A 24,822-nucleotide genomic window follows, 5' to 3' on the forward strand; every position below is an offset into this window, starting at 1 on the left:
TTATACAATAAGCAAAAAGCCTGAAAAGATGGGTAAAGCAACAAGAGATGTTTTTAACACGGGTGTTGGCACGCGGTTTGTGAACTTAGCACCGATATATGAACCTACCATTGTTCCAACAACTACCTCAAATAATAATTGAATATCTAAAAAGCCCTGTTGATAATAACCTGTTCCTCCTCCAATGGCAATGGGAATAATGATTAACATAGTTGTTCCCGCTGACTTGTGAAGCGATAAACCAAGTATCATCATTAGTCCAAGCTGAATGAATGGAGTGGATCCTATACCGAACATGCCGGATAAGAGCCCGGTTACTACTCCAATTAATATGGACGCTATCACAAAATGAGCGCCCTGCGGTATTGGGGTGTTGCCGGATTTTCTTGATAGCACAACAGTTCGCACCCATAGTAAAACGCCCGATAAAAATAACATGCTGGCTGTCAACCAAGTTAATTGCTCCTCGGGTATAAAGCTTGAAAAGTGAGAGCCAAGCCATGCTCCTAAAGCACCTACAACCCCAATAATAATGCCTGATTTAAGTGAAACATTTCCCTCACGGTAGTGGCTGATGGCACCGGAAAGAGAAGAGAAAATCATGGCTGCCAGAGCAGTAGCTAAAGCAATATGAACAGGAACGTTAAAGAATAATGTTAAAAGAGAAATAATAAATCCAGAACCTCCTGCTCCCACAAAACCTAAGATAAGCCCAACAGCTAGCATTGTTAAAATAATTGAAATATGCATTTAAAGTATGCCTTCTTTCCATGGTAATTTCCATTTTTATTCTAACATATATTTAGTTTCACGAAAGACATAGAAGAAGGGAAGCAGAATATAGTAGAGGTAGTAGGAGCTTTTTGGCATAATAAAAGATAGATTTCATGTAAAAGGGGAGGGCAACTGATGAAAACACGTGTTACTGAGCTACTAGGAATTCGCTATCCAATCGTTCAAGGTGGTTTAGCTTATCTAGCTTATAGTGAGCTAGCTGCAGCTGTATCAAACGCAGGTGGACTTGGACAAATTACGGCTATGACTCTAAAGACAAAAGAAAACCTTACCCGTGAGATTCATAAGGTTAGGTCACTTACTTCTTTTCCTTTTGGTGTTAACTTTGCTGTTGGAGGACAAAGTGGTACTTCTTATGAAGAGCTTTTAGAAGTAGCAATCGCTGAAGAAGTACCGGTTGTTTCTATTACAGGAGCGAATCCAGCTCCAATTATTGATCGGTTAAAAGGCACTAATATTAAAACATTGGTTCTTGTTTCTAACGTGAGACAAGCACAAAAAGCAGAAGAGCTAGGTGCAGATGCGGTTATGGCTGTTGGTCAAGAAGCAGGTGGACATATTGGGAGAGACGATTTAGGAACGATGGTACTCATTCCTAGAGTAGCTCAAGCAGTGTCCATTCCCGTATTAGCTAGTGGAGGAATTGGAAACGGTCAAGGTCTTTTAGCTGCATTTGCGCTAGGAGCAGAGGGAATTGAAATGGGAACAAGATTTATTGCTACAAAGGAATGTGTACATGCAGGTGAGAGCTACAAACAAGCAATTGTTGAAGGGACGGAAAGAGATACACTTGTCATAAAACGTTCTTTAGGTGCCCCTGGACGCGTATTAAAGTCAGATTATACACTTGCGATTGTAGAACGCGAGCGTATGGGAGAACGGTACGAAGAATTACAAGACGTGATTAGTGGAAAAGCTAACTGCCGTTATATATACGAGAACAATGAAAAAGAAGGGTTTGGATGGGCTGGTCAAGTTATTGGTTTAATTTCGACTATTCCAACTGTACAAGAGCTTTTTAAGCAAATGATAGAAGAGTATGAAATTGGTCGTCGTAGGTTGAACCAATTATCTCAATAATTCAACCAAATTTGTAACAAATTGTGAAAAAGCTATTTCAAAAAAGGTGAGAATGCAGTATTCTAACAAGTAGATAAGTAGAGCTAGTTGAAGAATATGTTGAAAGACCGGTGAATGAATGAGCTTTTTCACAAAAGATTTATTAATTAACTTTTTGTTTATATTATTACCATTATTTTTAGTTCAAATGTACTATTTATTAAAGTATGCAAAACAAATAGATTGGTTAAAAAATTGGACAATAGCAATATTTCCAATCCTTTCTATCTTGTTATGCATGCTTTTTCCAGTTGATGCTGTTATTGTCCCTGATTTATACAATATTGACCTGCGGCGTATCCCATATATCTTAGGAACATTATACGGAGGAGCAGGATTAGGTGCTTTTCTTTTTGTATTGATTTTAACAATACGCTTTCTAATAGGAGGGGTAGGGTTTTACGTTACGCTAATAGCTTTACCAATTTTAAGTATTCCATTATTCATACTTGCAAAGAAATTCTTAACGATGTCCTTGCAACAAAGGATTATAGCAAGTACACTAATGAGCCTCTTAGGTGCACTGTTGGCTATGGGAGTCTCAATTTTTGTTTTTGATATTGCGCTGCCAACTTTTTTATGGATTGAATTTGTTTGCCTAGATGTAATTGGTACGCTAGTTATTACTATTTTATGGGAAGCTATTCGAACCAATTTATCAATTCTTAAACGATTAGTGAAAGCTGAAAAGCTAGAAGTTGTCAGTCACCTAGCAGCGAGTATTTCACATGAAGTACGAAATCCATTAACAGCTAGCCGAGGTTTTATGCAAATGCTAGGGGAAGATGAACAAGATCCCGTAAAGAAGCGGTATTTATCAATTGCAATTGATGAGCTTGATCGAGCAAAGGATATTATTGATGATTATTTACTTTTTGCAAATTCAGCCCCTGAGCGACCGGAAAAAGTAGATGTAGGAGTGGAAATTCAGCATGTTTTACAAATTATGAAGCCACTTGCAAATATGAACGGTGTTGTTTTACCGCCTCCTTCTCTTTTACATGAGCAAGCTCAAGTGTGTGGAGAACGAAGGAAGCTTCAACAATGCTTTATTAACTTAGTCAAAAATAGTATTGAAGCCATGCCTAACGGGGGGAAGCTCGAAGTAAAGCTAAAAAAAAGCGGAGAGACAGTTACGGTAGAGATTCATGATACGGGGTGTGGAATGACGAGCGAGCAGATTAGCCGCTTAGGAGAGCCTTATTTTACGACTAAAGAAAAAGGAACGGGCCTAGGGACAATGGTCTCTTTTCGTATTATTCATTACATGCAGGGGAAGGTTCAAGTCACAAGCGAAAAAGGAAAAGGAACATGCTTTTCAATTGAGCTACCACTTTGTGAAAAAACGTCACCTAAAATAGATTAATCTGTTTTAGGTGTTTTTTGTCTTGAAAAATCATTTTGAAAGCGTTACAATGTTCTCATAAGTTATCCGAAACGTTTTGGAGGAGTGTAATTGACAACTATAAAAGATATTGCGAAAGTTGCAGGTGTCTCTATTACGACGGTATCTCGTGCGTTAAATGGCTATTCTGATGTGAATGAGAAGACTAGGCAAAAGATTATGAATGTAGCTAAAGAGCTGAATTATAGCCCAAATACTTTAGCTCGTGGTTTGGTTATGCAAAAGTCGAAAACAATTGGTTTACTTGTGTCAGGAATCAGTCGAGAAAGTGTAAAAGATAATTTCACCTTTGAGGTGTTATGTGGAGTAAATGAAAGAGCCTCTCTTTTAGGCTATGATTTGATTTTATTTAACACTAATACAACAAAACAACGCGAGAAAACGTATACGCAGCTTTGCAAAGAAAGAAGAGTGGATGGAGCAATCATTCAAGGAATTAAAAAGGATGATCCGTACCTAACGGAAGTACTTGAAAGCAACATTCCCTGCGTCCTTGTCGATATTCCAATTCGTTCAGATTTAGTTGGTTATGTTACAACAGATAACAAGCTAGGTGCTAAGAAAGCAGTTGAACATTTAGTGCAATTAGGACACGTGCACATTGGAATGATAAACGGAAGTGAAGATGCGTTTGTGAGCCAAGAAAGGCTTAAAGGGTATTTAGACACTTTGGAAGAGCACGGTATTGATATACGTCAAAGCTGGATTGTAAACGGAGAGTTTGAAGAAGCCGTTGCAGAACAACAAGCATATGAGTTACTAAAAGCTAACGAGGAAATCACATCTCTTTTTTGTGCAAGTGACTTGATGGCATTAGGTGCATTAAAGGCTTGTAAGCGCTTGGGGAGAAGGGTACCTGATCAAATTTCTATCGTAGGCTATGACAATATTATGCTCGCTGCTTACTCATCACCTCAACTGACAACAGTAGGGCAAGAAGTGTATCAGATAGGGTATGAAGCCGCAGATTTATTGATTGAGATATTAGAGAATCGGTCTACAAATATGGAGCGATATTTAGAGACAGAACTCATTATTAGAGAGACGACAGCTAAAAGCCACGAATAAGTGGTTTTTAATATAAGAAAAATCCGAAACGTTTCGGATTTTTCTTATGAAATAAATCCAAAACGTTTTGGTAAATAGGAGGAGTAGTAATGGATTATCGTGTAATTAAAGAAAATGATTTATTTCTGTTAACAGATCAAATGGGAAATATCACTAAAAATCATCAGTATGGCTTAGGTTTATATACAAAGGATACTCGCTTTTTGAGCGGACTTAATATAAAGATAAATGGTGAGAATCCAATTTTACTAGCTTCAGATGCTGATGAAAACTATATGGCAACTATTCGGTTAACCAACCCCCATATGGAAAATGAAGAAAATCTTATTCTATGGCGTGAATCGATTGAAATTTTACGTGAGCGCTTTATTTATGACGGTGTATTATATGAGACAATTAAGCTTAAAAATTACTTTCCAAAGCGTGTAGATTTTACGATTACAGTTCATATGGATGTTGATTTTAATGACATGTTTATTGTTCGAGGTTTTCAAACGGGTCATGTAGGAAAAAGAAGTGGACAAACCATTGGTGAGCAAAGCTTAGTATTTAAATATATGGGAGCAGATGATATTTATCGTGCTACAAATATTGCATGGGATCGTCCAGCAACTTCAGTAACGGAAGAAGGGCAAATTGACTTTCATTTTTCATTAGATCATCAGGAAGCAGAAGAAGTGGTGTTCACTATCCAACCACAGATTGGACAGGATGATCCTAAAGCTAAACTTCCAGTTAAGGTAGCACTCTCTGAGCTAAAAGATTCATATAAAAAGTGGGAAGAACAATCGACGAAAGTACAAACAAATCATGAATCAATTCAAAGGTTAATAAATCGAGGGATGAACGATCTGCGTGTGCTATTAACTGACGTAGGATATGGAGAGTTCCCTGTTGCTGGTTTACCGTGGTTTGGTGTTCCATTCGGTCGAGACAGTTTAATCGCCGCTTTACAAATGCTTCCTTTCAATTCAAGCATTGCAAAGGGTACACTTTTAACTATGGCAGCGTATCAAGGTGAAACTTTAAATTCATGGAGAGATGAACAACCAGGGAAAATCATGCATGAGATTCGATATGGAGAGTTGGCTAACACGAATCAAATTCCATTTACGCCGTATTACGGAACGATTGATGCTACTCCTTTATTTCTAATTTTATTAACAGAGTATGTAAAGTGGACAGGAGACATGAAGCTTGTATATGAGCTTGAAAACAATATTGATAAAGCACTAATGTGGATTGATGAATATGGAGATCGAGACGGGGATTTATTTTTAGAATACCACCAAGAATCTAGTAAAGGAATTGCTAATCAAGGTTGGAAAGATTCAGCAGATTCAGTAGTGCATAAAAATGGTGAATATGCTAAAACACCAATCGCTTTAGCAGAAGTACAAGGCTACGCATATCAGGCGAAATTTGAAGTTGCAAATCTCTATGAGCAAATTGGGAAAACAGAGAAAGCTGAGAAGTTACGTAATGAAGCAGCTCTACTAAAAGAAAAGTTTGAACAAGAGTTTTGGATGGATGATGTGTCCTTCTATGCAATTGCACTAGACGAGCATAAGAAAAAGGTAGAAACGATTACTTCTAATCCAGGTCACATTTTATTTGCGGATATGTTAAGTTCAGACAAAGTAGACCACGTAGCAAGCATGTTGTTATCCGATAAAATGTTTTCTGGCTATGGTATTCGTACAATGGGTGAGGGAGAGGCAGGGTATAACCCAATGAGCTATCATGATGGAAGCATATGGCCTCACGATAACAGTATGATTTTGCTAGGGCTTAGCAAGGTAGGAAAACAACGTGAAGCAAATAAAGTCATAGAAGGCTTAGTTAATGCATCAACATACTTTGAATATGACCGCTTGCCAGAACTGTTTTGTGGCTATTCCAAATCAAATGGCAAACCAGTGAAATATCCGGTTGCTTGTTCTCCTCAAGCGTGGGCGGCAGGGACACCGTTAACGTTTGTTCAGACAATGTTGCAGTTGTTTCCAAACAGCATGAAGAAGCAGATTAAGATCAACCCAATCTTAATGAATAACATGCATGATTTAACGGTTCAGCATATTCAGATTGGTGAAGGAATGCTTTCCGTAAAAGTAGTGAAGGACAACAATGAACACGTATTACAAGTGCTAGAAAACTCAACGGGCTACGAATTAATAACAAATTGTCGCATGGTAAATTGTTCATAATCATTTATGAGTCGAGTGGAAAATCCTGCTCGGCTCATAGATGACGAAGGAGGAATGGTTGATGAGCTATAAAAAGTGGTTAATGATGTTCAGCATACTTTTGGTTGTAGCCAGTACCGCTTTAGTAGGGTGTTCAAATGAAACCAAAAGCAGTGCTGAAAAAACCGAAGTGGTGTTAGCAGGATGGGGAGGAAATCCTGAAGAAATGCGATTATTGAAGCAAACAATCGCTGAATTTGAAAAGAAGCATCCAGAAATCTCTGTAAAACATGAAGTTATTACGGATCAGTACATGGATATTTTAAAAACACGTTTAATTGGAGGCAATGGACCTGATGTGTTTTATTTAGATGCGTTAGAAGCACCAGGCCTAATTGAAACGGGAATTATTGAAGACTTAACCCCTTACGTGAAGAAAGAATTTGATGTTGAAGACTTTGAAACCCCAATGTTGAAAGCGTTTCAAAAGGATGGTAAAACGTATGGATTTCCAAAAGATTATTCAACTTTAGCACTTTTTTATAATAAAAAGCTCTTTAAAGAAGCAGGGGTAGAAGTTCCAACAACCTGGGATGAGCTCATTGAAGTATCAAAGGTTTTTGAAAAACAAGGTATCAAAGGTCTAGGCGTATCGCCTGAGTTAGCGAGGCTTTTCTATATTGCTGAATCAAATGGTGGAGATGTTGTAAAAGATAACAAAGCTAATTTTGCAAGCAAAGAAGTAATCGATGCGCTACAACCTATTGTAGATCAGTATCAAAAGGATAAAACGTCTGTTCAGCCATCTGATGTTGGAGCTAATTCAGGTACTGATATGTTTGCTCAAGAAAAAGTGGCAATGGTAGTAGAAGGAAATTGGATGATTCCATTTCTTGATCAATCATTTCCGCATTTAGATTATGGTACAGCCGAAGTACCAACGGTGAATAAGAAACGAGGAACCATGGCTTTTGCAGTGGGATATGTGATGAATGCAGAATCCAAGCAAAAAGAGGCATCTTGGAAACTTATTGAATATTTAACAGGAAAAGAAGGGATGGAAATTTGGACAAGCAAAGGTTTTGCTTTACCAACAAGAAAGTCTGTTGCAGATAGACTGGGATATGCAAATGATGAAAAAAGAAAAGCACTTGTCGCTGGAGCTTCCTATGCAACTGTGTGGCAGGACGGTCCATACCTCCCTATCATCATGAACAATTTTAACAACCAATTTTTAAGTGCTTTTCTTGGACAAAGTGAGTTAAAAGAAGCGCTACAAAAAGCAGAAGAGCAGGCGAATAAAGAAATCAGTATCTACGAATAAAGCAAGCTCAACAATGGAGTGGATAAAATGAAAAAAGCTAAAAGACAAAAACAACAGTATAAGCTACGTGATATTGGGCAAGGCTACGGGTTCATGTCACCAACGCTTTTTGTATTATTGTTATTTGTAATTACTCCCATCTTCTATGCTATCTTTCTATCGTTAAATAAAGTCCAGCTACTAGGTGGTACTGAATTTAGCTTTCGAGGGCTAGAAAACTATATGAAGGTGTTAGAGGATGACAAAGCACATATTGCGCTTTGGAACACGCTGAAGTATGTAATTATTGTTGTACCTGCACAAACTATTTTAGCTTTAGTATTAGCAGCTACATTAAATGCAGGACTAAAAGCAGAGAAATTTTTTAGGATTATTTATTTTCTGCCAACGCTTACATCATCTGCGGTTTTAACGTTAATTTTTATGTGGATGTATAATCAAAACGGATTAGTTAATCAATCTTTAGCTATATTAGGACTTCCTACATACAACTGGTTGGGAGATCCTCAAGTAGCTCTTGTTGCAATCATGATTATGAATATTTGGGCAACGGCACCATTTTATATGGTTATTTACTTAGCAGCTTTACAAGATGTACCAGACTCTTTATACGAGGCAGCACAGCTTGATGGAGCCAATGCTTTTCAACGATTTTGGCATATTACCGTTCCAAATTTAAGGCCAATCACATCATTTGTAGTTATTATGGGTCTCATTGGAACATTTCAATTGTTTGATCAATCATTTATCTTCTCAGGAGGATCTGGAGGTCCAAATAACTCAACGCTTACTGTTGTTCTGTTAATTTATCAATATGCATTTAAAAACCTAGGAACGATGGGTTATGCAGCTGCTTTAGCATTTTTATTAGCGTTTGTTATTTTAATCGCGACATTAATTCAGCGTAAATTTTCAAAAGAAGAAAGCATGTATTAAGGAGGGGAAGATATGAAAAAGACCCAAAGTGCCTGGAAAGTTGTTGCTTATGTTGTTTTAACAGTATACGCGCTTATTACGTTAATACCTTTTATTTGGGCAATGTCAGCCTCTTTTAAAACGTTAGAAGAAATTGTTTCAGGAACGATGAACTTTATACCAAAAGATTTTACTTTCGAAAATTACAAGCAAATTTTCATTGAACAAAAATTGTTCCCTCGCTGGTTGTTTAATAGTTTATTTATAGCTGTTGTTGGAACAGCTTTAAATTTATTGTTTAATTCGATGGCGGGATATGCACTTGCTAGGCTTAGCTTTCCTGGGAAAAAGAGCATATTTATGATGATTTTAGCTGTGCTTATGATCCCAGGACAGGTTACTATGATTCCCAATTTTTTAATTTTAAAAGAGCTTGGTTGGTTAAACACGTATCAGGGAATGATTGTACCGGCAATGGTAAATGCAACGTTTATCTTTATGATGCGACAATTTTTTATTAATTTTCCAAAAGAGCTTGAAGAAGCAGCGGAACTAGATGGGTTATCTAAATTTGGAACATTCTTTAAAGTCGTTCTTCCACTGGCCAAGCCGGCTCTAGCTGCTCAAGCAATTTTTGTGTTCATGGGCTTTTGGAATGATTTTATGCGACCTTTAATTGTGATGTCAGACACGGAGATGTTCACGCTAACCCTCGGTCTTAATACGTTCAAAGGTCAATATATTAGTTATTGGAATTATATTATGGCTGCGTCAATGGTCTTTACATTACCAATGTTATTGCTATATGCCTTTTTTAATAAATACTTTGTTAAAGGCATCTCGTTTACAGGCGGAAAATAAAGCTTTACTTAGAAGCATGTGCTGATTATTAGTTAGCGCATGTTTTTTTTGTGGAAAAGAGAAGGAAAAGTTCTAATTGAAATTTGATTTTAATAATATTAATTAGTTATTGAAATTTAATTTTAATAAAATTATAATGAATGTAAATTTAACTGTGTTACAGGAGGAAAAGTCATGGATAAAAATCTAACTATACTAACAACAGAATCTCGCAATGAACGCACAATGAATATCGATGTTGAAAACACAGCTGATATTTTACGCATTATGAACGAAGAAGATCAAAAGGTAGCTGCAGCTGTTAATGCGGTTTTACCAGATATTGAAGCAACTGTTGAATATGTTGTTCAGTCTTTAAAATCGGGTGGTCGACTCATTTATATTGGAGCTGGTACAAGTGGTCGATTAGGTGTTCTGGATGCTGTAGAGTGCCCTCCTACTTTTAGTACGGATCCATCTACTGTACAAGGAATTATGGCTGGAGGAGAAGGTGCATTTGTAAAAGCTGTTGAAGGAGCAGAAGACAGTGAAGAAGGTGGCGTGCAAGATTTACAAAGAATTGAATTAACAAGCGCTGATACAGTTATTGGGATCGCTGCTAGTGGAAGAACTCCGTATGTAATTGGAGCTTTGAAGTATGCGAAAAGTATTGGAGCGAAGGCCATTGCCTTATCATGTAATGAAAATGCAGCTATTTCACAAGTGGCAGATCGAGCAATAGAAGTCGTTGTAGGCCCTGAAATTTTAACAGGATCAACACGTTTAAAGTCCGCAACAGCTCATAAAATGATTTTAAACATGATTTCAACAGCTTCTATGATTAAACTTGGGAAAGCATATGAAAATTTAATGATTGACGTAAATGTCAGTAACTACAAGTTAAAAGAACGAGCGATTGGGATCATCGAAAAAGTAACTGCAGCTTCATATGAAGAAGCAAAAGCAGCGCTAGAAGAAGCCAATAATGAAGTGAAGACAGCCATTGTTATGATTAAAACGCAAGCAACAGTTGAAGAAGCGCGAACTCTTCTAGAAAAAAATGATGGATATGTTCGAAAAGCAATCCAACAAAGCAAGTGAAAAGGAGAGAGAAAAAATGGCGACAGGTGGATTAAGAATTATTCACGCTCTCCTTCCACAGCTACCAGCTTCTGAGAAGAAAATCGCCGAATATATTTTAGCTCAGCCTGAAGCCGTAATGGATTACACAGCTGGTGAACTAGGTTCATTAGCGGGTGCTAGCGGAGCTGCCGTTATTCGCCTTTGTAAATCGTTGGGTGTAAAGGGATTTCAAGACTTAAAGGTTCGGATAGCAGGAGACTTAAGCAAAAAGGTAGAGCAAGGGTACCGTGATATTACGCCTCATGATACGATACAATCTATTGTAAAAAAAACAACAATCAATAGTGTTCAAAGTATTAGTGATACTTCTGAGCTATTGCAGCACGAGGAGATTGAAAGAGCCGTTAGGGCTTTAAGCAAGGCAAAAACGATACACTTTTTTGGTGTTGGAGCTTCTCATATCATCGCCATGGATGCACAGCAGAAGTTTTTACGAGTAAATAAGGGAGCGACGGCCTTTACTGATGTTCATATAGTAGCGACTTTAATTGCAAACGCAGGAGCTGATGATGTTGTCGTAGGAATTTCTTTTTCAGGAGAAACGTCTGAGGTCATTAATATTTTATCCTTAGCGAAAAAGCAAGGTTTAACAACCATTAGCTTAACGAAGCAAGGTTTATCTGCAGTATCAGCTTTAACGGATATTTCACTGCATACTTCCTACACAAGAGAAGCGCCGTTTCGAAGTGCAGCTACTTCATCTAGGTTAGCTCAGTTGTACGTCATTGATACATTGTTTTTAGCTATGGCAAGTACTAAATACGATGAAACCGTTGAATATATAGATCGTACAAGAGATGCAATTCAATTTTTAAAGGATAAGCAAAAGTAAGGCTTTATACATCAAACTTTGGAGAACCAGTAAAACAAAGGGGGAGCTAGCATGTCAACAGAAAATAAAGTGTTAGCAAAGTCAATATTAGAAAACCTCGGAGGCGCTAGTAATATTAACGAGTATACGCATTGTATGACGCGCTTAAGAGTAAAAGTACTAGATTCGAGTCTAGTAAACTTGGACGCTATTAAGCGTATAGATGGTGTATTGGGGGTCGTAGAAGAAGAGACGCTTCAAATTATTTTGGGTCCAGGAAAAGTTACGGTGGTAACAGAAGCATTTGGTCAGCTGATAGATGAAGCTGGGGGGCTAGATTTAAGCGAAAGAGCTGCTCAAAAGAAGAGTGAACTAAAAGCAAAGAATCAAACACCGTTTAAGTTGTTTTTACGAAGAATTGCAAGTATTTTTATTCCATTAATTCCAGCTCTAGTAGCTTCTGGATTAATTACCGGAATTACAAAGTCAGTTGTGCAGGCGGAGTGGTTAGCAGCAGATTCACAGCTGGCTTTAATTCTAACAGCCATTGGAAGCGGTTTATTTGCGTATCTAGGTATCTTAGTTGGAATTAATGCAGCAAAAGAGTTTGGTGGATCTCCAGCTTTAGGAGGTCTGGCTGGCATCTTAGTTATTAATCCAGCGGTGGGAGACATTCAACTTTTTGGAGAAGCGTTATTACCCGGTCGAGGCGGTTTAATTGGCGTATTGTTTGCAGCTATTTTCATTGCAATTGTTGAGAAAAAAGTTCGACCGTTTGTACCTCAATCTTTAGATATTATTGTAACACCTACTGTAGCTCTTCTTGTTACAGGAGTTGTCACATATATTGTTTTTATGCCTCTTGGAGGATTCATTTCAGACTTAATTACAAAAGGATTACTGAGCGTGCTTGATCTTGGAGGAATTGTGGCTGGCTTTGTTCTAGGAGCAGCATTCTTGCCACTTGTTGTAACAGGACTGCATCAAGGATTAACGCCTGTTCATTTAGAACTAATCAACTCAATTGGGGATGACCCTTTGCTACCTATTCTTGCCATGGGTGGAGCTGGTCAAGTCGGGGCGGCCTTTGCGATTTATGCAAAGACAAAGAAAAAGCGTTTGAAACGAGCTATTGGTGGAGCGTTACCTTCAGGAATGCTGGGTATTGGAGAACCACTTATCTTTGGAGTGACGTTACCATTAGGTCGACCGTTTTTAACAGCTTGTTTAGGTGCTGGAGTTGGAGGTGCTTTCCAAGCATACTTTAATATTGCAACAGTTGCAGTAGGGGTTTCTGGATTACCGCTAACCTTCCTGGTTCATGCACAGCAAATCGTTTTATATTTAGTTGGGCTATTGATTGCATATATAGCAGGATTTTTATTCACATACGGATTTGGATTTAAAGATGAAATGGCAGGAGAGTTCGATTGATAGGTATTTCTTTTTATTTAAATGATCAATTTGCTGAACAGAGAATTATAGAAGCAAGTAAAAGTGGAGTGAAGCGAGCGTTTACCTCGCTTCACATTCCTGAGGAAACAGGTCATCTTGCTCAAAGAGCTAAATATTTACTGCAAGTAGCAAAGAAACATCAAATGGAAGTTTATGCTGATGTTTCTAAACATACACCTACTCATCTGCAGATTCACCAGTTGGAAGATTTGGCTTCCTTGGGCGTGACGGGTATTCGATTAGACGACGGGTTTGAGGTAGAGGATATTGTTCGTCTTTCTCAATTTTTTAAGTTGGCTCTTAATGCCAGTACGGTGTCAGAAAGTTTTCTTAACGCGCTGTTTACAGCGGGCATAGAAGCCAATCAGCTAGTGGGATGGCACAATTTTTATCCAAGGCGTGAAACAGGATTGGATGAAGTGTTTTTTCAACAGCAAAATCGTATGTTTTTTCAATATCAGATTCCCGTTGTTGCGTTTGTGGCGGGTCAAAAAGAAAAACGAGGACCTTTGTTTGAAGGATTACCTACTTTAGAACAGCATCGTACAGTAAACATGCTGTTAGCAGCAGTTCGTCTAGTTGAAGAAGGGATTAGCAATATTTATATTGGAGATCCTGAATTCGATGAAAGAATAGTGAATGCGTTAGATGATTGGAATAAGTATAAGATATTAAATCTTCGTATGTTGACAGAAACGCTGCCAGCGTGTACATACCGACTACGTCCGGATCGCTCACGAGATGTTGTGCGGTTACAAGGAACGCGTACAAGTGAGGTTATAAATCCAATTCAAACGGTTAGTCGAACGCGAGGAACTATTACAATGGACAATGAACGTTACGGGAGGTACCAAGGTGAGGTTCATGTTGTTTTGAATGACTTACCGGCTGATGATCGGGTCAACGTAATAGGGAAAATCCATCCAGAAGATATAGAATTATTAGAACTTACTCAGCAAGCTTATAGTCTCAGATTGATAAAAGAATAAAAGATTTTCATTTGCAAAACCTAATGGGTATCCTTTTTAGACATTTTATACTCTGCAGCATGAGAAGGAGCCATTTCACACAATAAACGAAATGGAGCGGATTATAAATGAAGAGATGGTCAATGGGAGTTTTAATAGCTGTTCTTTTATTTAGTATAGCAGTGCCTTTTTTTACTTCATCCAGTGAAGCAAAAGGTCCTGGGAAGAAACAACAGTTTAAGTTAGGTGTTGAAGTTCTTTTAGAAGATGATTTGAAACTTCTAGAAGGAAAAAAAGTAGGACTCATTACAAATCCAACAGGTGTTAATCAAGAGCTTAAAAGTATTGTTGATATTTTTAATGAACATAAAGCTTTTGACCTTGTCTCCTTATATGGACCGGAACACGGAGTAAGGGGAGATGCTCAAGCTGGTCAGCACGTAGAATTCTATATCGATCAAAAAACGGGGCTTCCTGTGTACAGTCTGTATGGTCCAACTAAAAAGCCAACTCCTGAAATGTTAAAGGGTGTAGAAGTTCTGGTTTTTGATATTCAAGATGTAGGTACGCGCTTTTACACTTATATTTATACAATGGCTTACGCAATGGAAGCTGCAAAAGAAAATAATATTCCTATCGTTGTTTTAGATCGACCGAATCCCTTAGGTGGTGAGAAGATAGAAGGACCGGTTTTACAAGCAGAGTATGCTTCCTTTGTCGGCATGTATCCAATTCCAATTCGTCACGGCATGACAGTAGGTGAATTGGCACAGTTATTTAATCAAGAGTTCAATATTGGAGCTGATTTAAAAGTAGTCAAAATGCAAGGCTGGAAACGATCAATGACCGCAAAGGATTTACCTACAGAATGGATTGCTCCTTCACCTAACATGCCAACAGCAGACACAGCCATTGTATATCCGGGAGCTTCGTTAATTGAAGGGACAAATGTTTCAGAGGGAAGAGGAACAACTAAGCCGTTTGAAACAATTGGAGCACCGTTTATTAACGGAAGTGATCTGGCTGAAGAACTCAATAAACTTGCACTTCCAGGCGTTACGTTCCGTCCATCTTATTTCACACCTTCTTTCTCTAAGCATAGCGGTAAACTTTCAGGAGGAATTGAAATCCATGTAAGTAATGAATCAACATATGAACCTGTGAAAACAGGGGTAGCAATTGTAAAGACTATTCACGATTTGTACCCAGATCACTTTGCGTTTAACGCTGGAAATAAACCATTCTTTGATTTACTAACAGGCAATAATTTAGTTCGACAAGGCATTGAAAATGGAAAATCAATTCAAGACATTGTTGCAGAATGGAAGCCGGAGCTAAGCGAATTTCAAAAGTTGAGAAAAGGATATTTGCTGTATAAATAAAATAAAGAGGAGAGCGATCTCATGAAAAAGGTAATCTGTGCAGGACTTGTAGCAGCTTTAGCCACCTCAATCTTTATTCCTTTTAAGGCTCCTTTAGTATCAGCAAAAGAAGTGAGTGATGCTAAAAGAATTGTTTCAGAAATGACGCTAGAAGAAAAAGTTGGTCAAATGCTGATGCCAGATTTTCGTAACTGGAAGAAGCAAGGGGAAAAAACGGCTGTAGGATTTACTGAAATGAACGATGAAGTAGGAAGTATTATAAAGAAATACCATCTTGGCGGCGTGATTTTGTTTGCAGAAAATGTGGTAGATACTGAACAAACAGTTCGATTAGTTAACGGCCTGCAAAATGCCAGCGAAGATATTCCTCTTCTCATTACAATTGATCAAGAGGGCGGAATTGTTACAAGGCTGCAGTCGGGAACCAACTTGCCAGGAAATATGGCACTTGGTGCTACTAGAAGCGAACAAAATGCATACAAAACTGGAGAGATTATCGGTAAAGAGCTGTCTTCTTTGGGGGTTAACGTAAACTTTTCACCGACGCTTGACGTAAATAATAACCCAGGAAACCCGGTAATTGGTGTTCGGTCATTTAGTTCAGATCCACAGTTAGTAGCAAAGTTAGGTGTTCAAACAATTAAAGGGTTGCAAAAACAAAATATCGCAACGGCAGCCAAGCATTTCCCAGGACATGGAGATACCGCTGTAGATAGTCACTATGGTTTACCAGTTGTACCACATGATAAAAAGCGCTTAGACGAAGTGGAGCTTTATCCGTTTAAAGAAGCGATGAATGCAGGTGTAGACATGATTATGACGGCGCACCTACAGTTTCCTGCTCTTGATGACACAACATATACAAGTAAAAAAGATGGTCAACAAATTATGGTTCCAGCTACTTTGTCAAAAGGAATTATAACCGACCTTTTACGGAAAGAGCTTGGATACAATGGAATTGTGGTTACAGATGCATTGAATATGAAAGCTATTTCGGATAATTTTGGTCAAGAAGAGGCTGTTATTATGGCTATTAATGCTGGTGTAGATATTGCACTTATGCCTGCTCAAGTCAACTCTATTGAAATGGAAAAAAATTTAGAAGATGTTTATAATGGAGTAATAAATGCAGTCCATAGTGGAGAAATTCCAATGGCTGAGATTAATGACTCAGCTGAACGAATTATAGATTTAAAAATAAAGCGAGGAATTTACGAAGCAACTGATCACAACGTAGATGAACAAGTGGAAAATGCTTTAAGCGTAGTAGGAAACAAAGAGCACCTAAAAGCAGAAGAAAAAATAGCAGAAGAAGCGGTGACATTACTAAAAAATGATAAGCGTACTTTGCCATTTAAGCCTAAAAAGCATGAAAAAGTACTGGTAGTTGCACCTTTCAAAGACCAAACGGATGCAATGGCGCGAACAATTCAAGAGTTAGTAGATAAAAAGCACATTAAGTCAGTAGAAGTGGAACGCTTAGAATTCGAGAATAAGACGTTTACAGAAGAAACTAAAGAAAAGATAAATGAAGCTGATTATGTTATTACAAGTTCATATGTAGTAAAAAATGATCCAGCAGTGAACGATGGGGTAATCGATGACGCAGTTCAAGATTCATCCAAATGGGCAACAGCTTTCCCAAGAGCTGTTATGAACTATAGCCAATCACAGGGTAAAAAGTTTGTATTGATGAGTGTGCGAAATCCTTATGATGTAGCAAACTTTGAGGAAGCAAATGCTGTTTTGGCGGTCTACGGTTTTAAAGGATTCACAAATGGACGCTATCGTCAGCCAAATATTCCAGCGGGTGTTAAAACCATTTTTGGGGTTGCTAATCCAAAAGGGAAGCTTCCCGTAGCCATTCCTTCTGTCATTAATAAAGGAGAGACGCTATACCCGTTTGGTTCAGGATTAAATATTAAAAATAACAAGCCTTTAAAATAAACAAAAGAGCTACCTACATAGGTGGCTCTTTTTGTTCTTCAATTAGGAGATCAATAAGCTCTTCTAAACGTTTAAACTCGTCTGATGTACCTACTACTGTTTTGCTTAAAGAATACAAAGTACTGCTAATGACAAAGGAGCGTAATTTAGGTTGACGAATCAGCTCTTCTTGTAAGAAGGTTAGTAGTTCAAGAATTTTTGGCTTATCTACATCATTAGCGTCTTCTGCTTCTTTCGTTACTAATAAGATAGATGCCCGAATCTTTTGTTCAGTTGTTTGAGGAGAATGATTGTGAAAAGGAACCCACTGTGTTAGTAAGTCAGGATCAAAAAGCATTTCTTGGTTAGTAGAAACGTCTTTCACTAGATGAACTAATCGATTAACCGTATAGCGAATGATTTTAGGTGCGTTAATTTGGTTATGATGTGCCATAACGCTGTAGTGAAAGTTACGGTGTAGAAGTCCTAAAAACATAATGGCGCAGTCCAGTAAATAAGCTTTTTTGTCTGAGCCAAACAAGTCAATTAATCGATTATAAAGCCAGTGTAATTCGTAAAGCTGAGCTTGTTTAAAATGCTCCTTTAGCTCAGCGTTATTTGAAAAGAAAATCTCTTCAAATAGTGTAAACAATTGATTTTGATGATGCATTTGTACTTGAAGTTCAATTTGCTTAATGAATATATCTAAGTCTGAACGATTTTGGCCAATTAAAAATTCATTTCTTTTGGTTTCTAACTCATTATAAACGGACTCGAAAATTTTAATGACTAGCTCATTCTTAGACGAAAAGTAATTATAAAACGTGCCTTTTGAAATTCCACTATCTTCAACGATATCTTGTATAGATGTTGCTTGGAATCCTTTTTCAACAAAGAGCTTATGAGCACTCTTTAGCATCAATTCTTGTTTTTTATTCATTTTATCACCTGCAATAAAAGTGTACTACCTGTCTATTTATTTATGATACAAGAGAAAAAGCGTTTACACAAACTCTTTTAAAATAAGGGCTTTTTTTTGTTGCAAAAAGTGGACTGAAGGTATAATATACAATATGTAAACTGATGGTATAAAAAAATATACTAATGGTTTAATGAGAGGAGGAACTTTATGCAAACTACAAAAAAACCACCATATGGAATTATTGGTATTTTACTTATAGGAGCATTTATTTCATTACTTAATGAGACATTATTAAACATTGCTTTACCATCCATAAAAAATGAATTAGGAGTAACAACATCAACCGTTCAGTGGCTAACGACAGGTTATATGCTTGTCAATGGTATCATGATTCCAACCACTGCTTTTTTAATTCAACGATACTCGGTCCGCAGCTTGTTTTTAACAGCGATGGCTCTTTTTACAACGGGTACAATAGTAGCTGGGGTAGCACCGGAATTTGGAGTATTGTTAGCTGCTCGTGTTATTCAAGCATCGGGAGCAGCTATTATGATGCCGCTATTAATGAATGTGCTGTTAACGAGCTTTCCAATTGAAAAGCGCGGGGGAGCAATGGGTATTTTTGGATTGGTGATGATTTTTGCACCTGCAATCGGCCCAACTCTTTCAGGATGGTTAATTGAACATTATGACTGGAGAATGCTATTTCACGTTGTAACGCCAATTGCAGTTATTGTTCTTGTGTTAGCATTTTTCTTGTTGAAAGATCAAAAGGAAAAGGTAGATATTCAGTTAGATAAGCTTTCTTTAATTCTTTCTGTATTTGGATTTGGGGGGTTACTGTACGGATTTAGTTCAGCTGGAGACAAAGGATGGGGATCACTAGAAGTATACGGAACAATCATCGTTGGAGTGATTGGGTTAGTCCTATTTATTACTCGTCAATTTAAGCTTGAAAAGCCAATGCTAGAGTTTCGTATCTTTAAATATCCAATGTTTGCATTGTCATCTGCCATTTCAATTGTTATTACGATGGCATTGTTCTCTGCAATGCTATTGCTTCCAATGTACGTACAGAGTGCTCGAGGGATTTCGCCTTTAGATTCAGGACTCTTGTTATTACCAGGAGCCTTAGTCATGGGGATTATGTCTCCAATTACTGGGAAGCTGTTTGATAAATTTGGTGCACGCGTACTAGCTGTAATTGGGCTAGCTATCACAGGTATTACGACGTATATGTTTAGTCAGTTATCGTTAACAACTACGTATACGGAGTTAATTATTCTATATACGGCTCGTATGTTCGGTATGTCAATGGTTATGATGCCAATTATGACAAATGGGTTAAATCAGCTTCCGCAGCAGTTTAATCCACATGGCACAGCGATGAATAATACATTACAACAAGTGTCAGGAGCTATTGGTTCGGCTTTACTTGTAACAGTTATGTCTAACCGCACAGAATTTCATGCAGAAGAATTAGCGAAAGAAGCAATGAGTAATGGAGTGGTTGCACCAACGGCTGATTTGCAACAGCAAATTGGACTACAGGCAATGGTTGAAGGAATTAATGATTCATTTTTAATTTCATCGATACTTATAGTGGTGGCATTAATTTTATCTCTCTTTATGAAGCGCGTGACAGTTAGCGGAGTTAAACAAGATCAACAAGCTGTTAAAAGAGAACAGTTTGCTAAATAAAATGAAAAAGGTAAGGTTCATTTATAAGTGAACCTTACCTTTTTTTATGAATGTGTTCATTGTATAGTGAAAAAAGTATGATGAGTATTGAAAGGAGGAGGAGTTATGGGGCAACCTCTTCAAGGTGAACGGATTTGCCTAATTCCAATCCAACTTGCGCACGCACCGGAGCTTTTTAAAATATGGTCTAATCCAAAAATAACTGAATTCATGAATATTGATCCTTTTTGTGATGAAAAGCAAGCAGGGGAAATGATTGTGTATCTAAAGAATCTCGCGAAGGAACAAAAAGCGCTACGCTATACGATCTTTCATAAAGAGCAAGCAAAAATTATGGGTTCATGCGGGTTTAATCAAATTGATACTCATAATCAGCATGGAGAGATTGGTTATGAACTAGACGAAGCGTTCTGGAGACAAGGGTATGGTTCAGAGGTAGTTGAACAATTAGTTAATCATGGTTTTTCGTACCTTCATATGGTTAGAATATCGGCTAAAGTAGAAGCAGCAAATAAAGCTTCGATTCATGTATTAGAGAAGAATCGCTTTCAATATGAAGGGACCTTGCGAAAAGCTGAAAAGTCAAAAGGAACGTTTATTGATTTATGCATGTATGCCCGACTCAAACATGATCAATAAAAAGCGCGTCAAGTTTCAACCTGACGCGCTTTTTATTAGCTCGTATAAATAAAGCTTAAGCCCATTGATTTTAGCAGTTTTCGATAAGCAATGGATGTTTGGTCAGCCGCGATATGAGCTTCCATTTGTAAATCAAGAGGAAGATCTTCAGGCTTTTGATTTTCGACCATCTCACGATCCTCATCAAATACTCGAAGATTAAAGTCATAAACACCTTCAACAGGAGAGTCCTTGTCAAAGTTGCGGGCAATAGGTACAAATAAGCGTGTTTCACGGGCAGAAACCGGACAAACTGCATTCATAATCCAAAGCTGGCCCCCTTCAGGAAAATAAACTTTTAGCGTAGCAGTGAAAGGTGGATACACGTCAAATACTCGCAGCCATTTAAAGTTTTCCGGATTTAAGTGGGCTTGCTCTTTAGAATAATTACTCACAGTGCTTAAATACTCCACGTTTAAACCATAGTCTGTTTTATCAACTTTATATCTGGGAACGAATGCATTATTCCGATCACCAAATGTCTCCGTATGAACCCAGGCAAAATGTGCAACATCCAAAAAGCCTTCCATCTGTCGACCTGCTGAACCACCTATATCAAAGCTAGGACAAACAATTTGTTGAAAGTCAGGGTCATCCCAAGCCTGAAACTGTGGAATGTTATCTATTTCCCCTGTTAACGATGTCCAAATGAGTCCAAAACGCTCGATAGCAGGGTACACTGTCATGCAAAGGCGGGGAGATATATTTGCATCAGGGTGCGCTGGTATTGATGTGCAAGCTCCTTCTGTGTTGTAGCGGAATCCATGATAAGGACATACAATTTCATCGTCCTCTATCCAACCCATACTAAGCGGAGTTCCGCGGTGAACGCAGAGATCTCGGGCTACAACAACTTGTTTTTTAGTTCGATATACCACTAAATTAACATCTAGCAGCTTAACGCTAAGCGGCTTTTCGTTTACTTCAGCTATTTGTGCGACGGGATACCAATAAGTTGAAAGAGTAGTCCAGTCCTCCTTGCTAAACGTACAGTCACGTGGGTAAGGTGTTTTTGGGGGAGATTTTTTAAGCATTTGTTGTTGGTCCATTTATCTTCTTCCTTTCTAGTTTCTTGAATGTTTTACCAGTGTAACTCATTTTTAGAAAATTCTCATTTTTATTGTTAGGTATTCTTACATTCATTTGAATTTTTGTAGACTATGGTGGATTAGATAAATATATTTTGGATAATAAATGAAATAAAGTGTTTTGAAAAAATACAAGAATATGATATAATTATGATTGACGCTGGCGTAGCTCAGTAGGTAGAGCACTTGCATGGTAAGCAAGAGGTCGCAGGTTCAATCCCTGTCGCTAGCATAATAAGTGTAGTAAAACGAGAGCCTTTTTAAGTAAGGGATCTCGTTTTTTTTTGGTATTCTTTAAAAGGTTTATTTTCAAAAAAGAGAGAAACGATAAAAATGTTTAAGCAATAAAAACCAGGGGTAAAAGAGGTTAGCAATAAAAATTGGACGAGGAGTGCATCTAAATTTGATTACATTTAAAAATGTTTCAAAACAGTATGAGGATGGAACTATAGCTGTTAAAGAAATTAATTTAGAAATAAAGCAAGGAGAGTTTTTTGTTCTTATTGGTCCTAGTGGATGTGGAAAAACAACAACGCTCAAAATGATAAATCGCTTACACGATGTAACTAGTGGTAATCTATACATAGCAGATAAAAAAGTAACTGATCACAACATCAATGAACTTCGCTGGGAAATCGGTTACGTACTCCAGCAAATTGCTCTATTCCCTCATATGACCATTGCTGAAAACATAGCGGTAGTACCTGAGATGAAGGGGTGGAAAAAGAATAAAATTAAAAAGCGTGTAGACGAGTTATTAGAACTTGTTGGACTTGACCCTAAGCAGTACCGCAATCGCAAACCTTCTGAGCTTTCCGGTGGGCAACAGCAGCGCATTGGTGTAGCTAGAGCCCTCGCAGCCGATCCGCCCGTTATTCTGATGGACGAACCTTTCAGTGCATTGGACCCGCTAAGTCGTGATCAACTGCAGCAAGACGTTTTAGCTTTAAAAGAAAAGATAAAAAAGACATTCGTCTTTGTTACGCATGATATGAGCGAAGCAATGACGCTTGGCGATCGTATTTGTTTAATGAAAGATGGGGAAGTAGTTCAAATTGGCACACCGGAAGAATTTATTCAAAAGCCTAAAAATGATTTTGTGAAATCATTTATTGGTAATCAGGGAAGCATATTGCTCCAACCATTGGAAGTATTCGTTAATGAAACAAACCAGCAAGATTTTGAGCACATTGAAGCACCCGTACAATTAAAGTCATCCGCATCTATTAGCGAAGCGATAGAACTTTTACAAGAAAACGATTATGTTGGTGTTTATAAAGGTTCAAGAAAAATTGGTATTGTAACAAACAAAAATATCCTTGCCTTCTTGTCTAATAAATCAAAACAAGGAGCGATGGTATAATGAACGGATTAACTACTCTGTTAGAACAAAGGGGAGACGCGCTTCTTCAAGCACTGCTTGAACATGTTCAGATTTCCGTACTCGCGCTATTAATTGCAGTGTTAATTTCCGTACCTCTTGGTCTGTATTTAACAAGGCATGAACGAATTGCTGAGCCTATTATTGGCGTAACGGCTGTTCTACAAACGATTCCTTCATTAGCTTTATTAGGGTTATTAATTCCAGTAGTAGGAATAGGAACCGTTCCCGCTGTTATTGCTTTGTTTCTCTATGCTTTATTACCAATTGTTCGCAATACATATACAGGAATTAAAGAAGTAGATCCATCTTTAATTGAAGCAGCAAGAGCAATGGGGATGAATTCATTTAGGCGACTGGTAAAAGTCGAACTCCCATTAGCTCTTCCAGTTATAATGGCTGGTATTCGTACAGCAATGGTTCTAATTATTGGAACAGCGACCATCGTTGCATTAATTGGTGCAGGTGGATTAGGTAGCTTAATTCTATTAGGAATCGATCGAAGCGATAATGCTCTTATTTTATTAGGGGCCATTCCAGCAGCCCTATTAGCAATTGTCTTTGATGTCGCTCTTCGAATAATTGAAAATTCTTCAAAGAAGGGTTCAAAAAAACGTCCTATTATCATGGTGGCTATTTTAGTACTGATTCTTTCTTCCCCGTTCATCGCTATGAAAACAACTGAACCAGATCTTGTAATTGGTGGGAAACTTGGTGCAGAACCAGATATTTTAATTAATATGTATAAGCAGTTAATTGAAGATGAAACGAATTTGAAAGTAGATTTACGTTCGTCATTGGGAAAAACAGTTTTTGTATTTGAAGCCCTTCGTAATAAAGAAATTGATATTTATCCAGAATATACGGGAACAGCGCTTGTTACGCATTTAAAAGAGCAGCCTGACAGCAAAGAGGCTAGTGAGGTGTACGAACAAGCCAAAATAGGACTCAAGGAGAAATTTGATTTAGCTTACCTTCAACCGATGGCTTTTAATAACACGTATACATTAACAGTGACCAAAGAGTTTGCGGAACAAAATAATGTGAAAACCATTTCAGACTTAACAAACGTGGCGGATCAGGTAAAGGCTGGCTTGACCCTCGAATTTAAGGATCGAGAAGATGGATATGCAGGTCTTCAAAAAGAGTATGGCTTAGCTCTAAAAAATGTTAAAACGATGGAACCAAAGCTTCGCTATAATGCAGTCCAAACAGGTGATATTAACTTATTGGATGCGTATGCAACAGATCCAGAAATTGAACAGTATAATCTAGCAGTTCTAGAAGATGATGAAAAGTTCTTTCCACCTTATCAAGGTGCCCCGGTCTTAAGAGAAGAAACATTAAAAGAATACCCTGAATTAAAAGAGATTCTCAATAAGTTAGCAGGGAAAATTACGGATGAAGAAATGCGTAAAATGAACTATGAAGTCAATGCTGAAGGAAAAGCAGCAGAAGAGGTAGCTCGTAAGTTCTTGGTTGAAAAGGGATTAGTATCAGGAGGTAATTAGTAAATTAGGTTTGAGCATAAGTATTTAGGATAATGAGATATCAGAACTGTTGAAAGTTAACTCCTTTTAATCGTTCTGATATTTTTTGTTGGCTTCAAACACTTGCTTTCGCCGCGGAAAGCAAGTGTTTGAAGCATAATGGAACGAACTTGTTTTTACAACATAATTATGCTAAAAAAGGAATCATTTAGTTATGACTATCCT

The 24,822-nt window shown here is 37.7% G+C and carries 20 protein-coding genes and 1 tRNA gene; 18 read left to right on the plus strand and 3 right to left on the minus strand.

The window, feature by feature from the left end; translation table 11 throughout:
* Positions 1-750: a sulfite exporter TauE/SafE family protein gene (locus tag V2145_RS05145; protein ID WP_311857199.1), complete on the minus strand. Its 750-nt coding sequence runs from the start codon at positions 748-750 to the stop codon at positions 1-3.
* 159 nt (positions 751-909) lie between these two features.
* On the opposite strand from V2145_RS05145, the gene V2145_RS05150 reads away from it, so the two are divergent.
* The 13 genes from V2145_RS05150 to V2145_RS05210 all read left to right on the plus strand — a co-directional run bounded on the left by V2145_RS05150 (position 910) and on the right by V2145_RS05210 (position 17,358).
* Complete coding sequence (locus tag V2145_RS05150) at positions 910-1,875, plus strand: NAD(P)H-dependent flavin oxidoreductase (protein ID WP_311857200.1); 966 nt, start codon at positions 910-912, stop codon at positions 1,873-1,875.
* Positions 1,876-1,993: 118 nt separating this feature from the next.
* A complete protein-coding gene (locus V2145_RS05155; protein WP_094912046.1) occupies positions 1,994-3,280 on the plus strand; it encodes an ATP-binding protein in 1,287 nt (428 codons plus the stop codon).
* Positions 3,281-3,370: 90 nt separating this feature from the next.
* Positions 3,371-4,387 carry a LacI family DNA-binding transcriptional regulator gene (locus V2145_RS05160; RefSeq protein ID WP_094912047.1) on the plus strand — a complete coding sequence of 339 codons (1,017 nt, stop codon included), beginning with the start codon at positions 3,371-3,373 and terminating at the stop codon, positions 4,385-4,387.
* Positions 4,388-4,476: 89 nt separating this feature from the next.
* Positions 4,477-6,594, plus strand: coding sequence for an amylo-alpha-1,6-glucosidase (locus V2145_RS05165; RefSeq protein WP_094912048.1), 2,118 nt, complete (start codon positions 4,477-4,479; stop codon positions 6,592-6,594).
* Between the two features lie 61 nt (positions 6,595-6,655).
* Positions 6,656-7,897, plus strand: coding sequence for an ABC transporter substrate-binding protein (locus V2145_RS05170; protein ID WP_094912049.1), 1,242 nt, complete (start codon positions 6,656-6,658; stop codon positions 7,895-7,897).
* 93 nt (positions 7,898-7,990) lie between these two features.
* Positions 7,991-8,833 carry a carbohydrate ABC transporter permease gene (locus tag V2145_RS05175; RefSeq protein ID WP_330988122.1) on the plus strand — a complete coding sequence of 281 codons (843 nt, stop codon included), beginning with the start codon at positions 7,991-7,993 and terminating at the stop codon, positions 8,831-8,833.
* Between the two features lie 12 nt (positions 8,834-8,845).
* Positions 8,846-9,673 (plus strand): carbohydrate ABC transporter permease, encoded by an 828-nt coding sequence (locus V2145_RS05180; RefSeq protein WP_131888072.1) that lies wholly within the window; start codon positions 8,846-8,848, stop codon positions 9,671-9,673.
* Between the two features lie 174 nt (positions 9,674-9,847).
* Positions 9,848-10,753, plus strand: a complete 906-nt coding sequence (gene murQ, locus V2145_RS05185) for an N-acetylmuramic acid 6-phosphate etherase (RefSeq protein WP_311857208.1) — start codon at positions 9,848-9,850, stop codon at positions 10,751-10,753.
* Positions 10,754-10,769: 16 nt separating this feature from the next.
* On the plus strand, positions 10,770-11,627 hold the full coding sequence (locus V2145_RS05190) for a MurR/RpiR family transcriptional regulator (protein WP_094912052.1): 858 nt from the start codon (positions 10,770-10,772) through the stop codon (positions 11,625-11,627).
* A 51-nt stretch (positions 11,628-11,678) separates the two neighbouring features.
* A complete protein-coding gene (locus tag V2145_RS05195; protein ID WP_311857211.1) occupies positions 11,679-13,040 on the plus strand; it encodes a PTS transporter subunit EIIC in 1,362 nt (453 codons plus the stop codon).
* Complete coding sequence (locus V2145_RS05200; RefSeq protein WP_330987377.1) at positions 13,037-14,050, plus strand: MupG family TIM beta-alpha barrel fold protein; 1,014 nt, start codon at positions 13,037-13,039, stop codon at positions 14,048-14,050. The genes V2145_RS05195 and V2145_RS05200 overlap by 4 nt, the downstream gene beginning before the upstream one ends.
* A 107-nt stretch (positions 14,051-14,157) precedes the next feature.
* Positions 14,158-15,411, plus strand: a complete 1,254-nt coding sequence (locus tag V2145_RS05205; protein WP_330987378.1) for an exo-beta-N-acetylmuramidase NamZ family protein — start codon at positions 14,158-14,160, stop codon at positions 15,409-15,411.
* A gap of 21 nt (positions 15,412-15,432) precedes the next feature.
* Positions 15,433-17,358: a glycoside hydrolase family 3 protein gene (locus V2145_RS05210; protein ID WP_330987379.1), complete on the plus strand. Its 1,926-nt coding sequence runs from the start codon at positions 15,433-15,435 to the stop codon at positions 17,356-17,358.
* Positions 17,359-17,371: 13 nt separating this feature from the next.
* Here the strand turns inward: V2145_RS05210 and V2145_RS05215 are convergent, their stop codons facing one another.
* Positions 17,372-18,277, minus strand: a complete 906-nt coding sequence (locus V2145_RS05215) for a TetR/AcrR family transcriptional regulator (RefSeq protein ID WP_311857223.1) — start codon at positions 18,275-18,277, stop codon at positions 17,372-17,374.
* 189 nt (positions 18,278-18,466) lie between these two features.
* On the opposite strand from V2145_RS05215, the gene V2145_RS05220 reads away from it, so the two are divergent.
* Together V2145_RS05220 and V2145_RS05225 are read left to right on the plus strand one after the other, a co-directional pair.
* Positions 18,467-19,960, plus strand: a complete 1,494-nt coding sequence (locus V2145_RS05220) for a DHA2 family efflux MFS transporter permease subunit (RefSeq protein ID WP_094912058.1) — start codon at positions 18,467-18,469, stop codon at positions 19,958-19,960.
* Positions 19,961-20,065: 105 nt separating this feature from the next.
* Positions 20,066-20,599 carry a GNAT family N-acetyltransferase gene (locus V2145_RS05225; RefSeq protein ID WP_311857226.1) on the plus strand — a complete coding sequence of 178 codons (534 nt, stop codon included), beginning with the start codon at positions 20,066-20,068 and terminating at the stop codon, positions 20,597-20,599.
* A gap of 35 nt (positions 20,600-20,634) precedes the next feature.
* Here V2145_RS05225 and V2145_RS05230 read toward each other — a convergent pair whose 3' ends face one another.
* The gene (locus V2145_RS05230; protein WP_311857231.1) at positions 20,635-21,687 is read right to left on the minus strand and encodes an aromatic ring-hydroxylating oxygenase subunit alpha; all 1,053 of its coding nucleotides are present in this window, start codon (positions 21,685-21,687) and stop codon (positions 20,635-20,637) included.
* A gap of 198 nt (positions 21,688-21,885) precedes the next feature.
* Here V2145_RS05230 and V2145_RS05235 point away from each other — a divergent pair.
* The 3 genes from V2145_RS05235 (at position 21,886) to V2145_RS05245 (ending at position 24,618) form a co-directional block, all read left to right on the plus strand.
* Positions 21,886-21,958: transfer RNA gene (locus tag V2145_RS05235), tRNA-Thr, on the plus strand.
* Positions 21,959-22,129: 171 nt separating this feature from the next.
* On the plus strand, positions 22,130-23,089 hold the full coding sequence (locus tag V2145_RS05240) for an ABC transporter ATP-binding protein (protein WP_094912061.1): 960 nt from the start codon (positions 22,130-22,132) through the stop codon (positions 23,087-23,089).
* Entirely contained in the window at positions 23,089-24,618 is a 1,530-nt protein-coding gene (locus tag V2145_RS05245) for an ABC transporter permease/substrate-binding protein (RefSeq protein ID WP_311857235.1), read from the plus strand. The genes V2145_RS05240 and V2145_RS05245 overlap by 1 nt, the downstream gene beginning before the upstream one ends.
* The last annotated feature ends 204 nt before the right edge of the window (positions 24,619-24,822 follow it).

The organism is Priestia sp. GS2 (genome assembly GCF_036409025.1).
GTDB classification, from domain to species: Bacteria; Bacillota; Bacilli; order Bacillales; family Bacillaceae_H; genus Priestia; species Priestia aryabhattai_A.

What these genes read in the sequence shown, in the direction of transcription:
- V2145_RS05180 (WP_131888072.1), top strand. Translation starts at nt 8,846, where the DNA reads ATGAAAAAGACCCAAAGTGCCTGGAAAGTTGTTGCTTATGTTGTTTTA.
- V2145_RS05220 (WP_094912058.1), top strand. Translation starts at nt 18,467, where the DNA reads ATGCAAACTACAAAAAAACCACCATATGGAATTATTGGTATTTTACTT.
- V2145_RS05150 (WP_311857200.1), top strand. Translation starts at nt 910, where the DNA reads ATGAAAACACGTGTTACTGAGCTACTAGGAATTCGCTATCCAATCGTT.
- V2145_RS05145 (WP_311857199.1), bottom strand. Translation starts at nt 750, where the DNA reads ATGCATATTTCAATTATTTTAACAATGCTAGCTGTTGGGCTTATCTTA.
- V2145_RS05245 (WP_311857235.1), top strand. Translation starts at nt 23,089, where the DNA reads ATGAACGGATTAACTACTCTGTTAGAACAAAGGGGAGACGCGCTTCTT.
- V2145_RS05210 (WP_330987379.1), top strand. Translation starts at nt 15,433, where the DNA reads ATGAAAAAGGTAATCTGTGCAGGACTTGTAGCAGCTTTAGCCACCTCA.
- V2145_RS05190 (WP_094912052.1), top strand. Translation starts at nt 10,770, where the DNA reads ATGGCGACAGGTGGATTAAGAATTATTCACGCTCTCCTTCCACAGCTA.
- V2145_RS05165 (WP_094912048.1), top strand. Translation starts at nt 4,477, where the DNA reads ATGGATTATCGTGTAATTAAAGAAAATGATTTATTTCTGTTAACAGAT.
- V2145_RS05155 (WP_094912046.1), top strand. Translation starts at nt 1,994, where the DNA reads ATGAGCTTTTTCACAAAAGATTTATTAATTAACTTTTTGTTTATATTA.
- V2145_RS05225 (WP_311857226.1), top strand. Translation starts at nt 20,066, where the DNA reads ATGGGGCAACCTCTTCAAGGTGAACGGATTTGCCTAATTCCAATCCAA.
- V2145_RS05170 (WP_094912049.1), top strand. Translation starts at nt 6,656, where the DNA reads ATGAGCTATAAAAAGTGGTTAATGATGTTCAGCATACTTTTGGTTGTA.
- V2145_RS05175 (WP_330988122.1), top strand. Translation starts at nt 7,991, where the DNA reads ATGTCACCAACGCTTTTTGTATTATTGTTATTTGTAATTACTCCCATC.
- murQ (WP_311857208.1), top strand. Translation starts at nt 9,848, where the DNA reads ATGGATAAAAATCTAACTATACTAACAACAGAATCTCGCAATGAACGC.
- V2145_RS05205 (WP_330987378.1), top strand. Translation starts at nt 14,158, where the DNA reads ATGAAGAGATGGTCAATGGGAGTTTTAATAGCTGTTCTTTTATTTAGT.
- V2145_RS05215 (WP_311857223.1), bottom strand. Translation starts at nt 18,277, where the DNA reads ATGAATAAAAAACAAGAATTGATGCTAAAGAGTGCTCATAAGCTCTTT.
- V2145_RS05230 (WP_311857231.1), bottom strand. Translation starts at nt 21,687, where the DNA reads ATGGACCAACAACAAATGCTTAAAAAATCTCCCCCAAAAACACCTTAC.
- V2145_RS05195 (WP_311857211.1), top strand. Translation starts at nt 11,679, where the DNA reads ATGTCAACAGAAAATAAAGTGTTAGCAAAGTCAATATTAGAAAACCTC.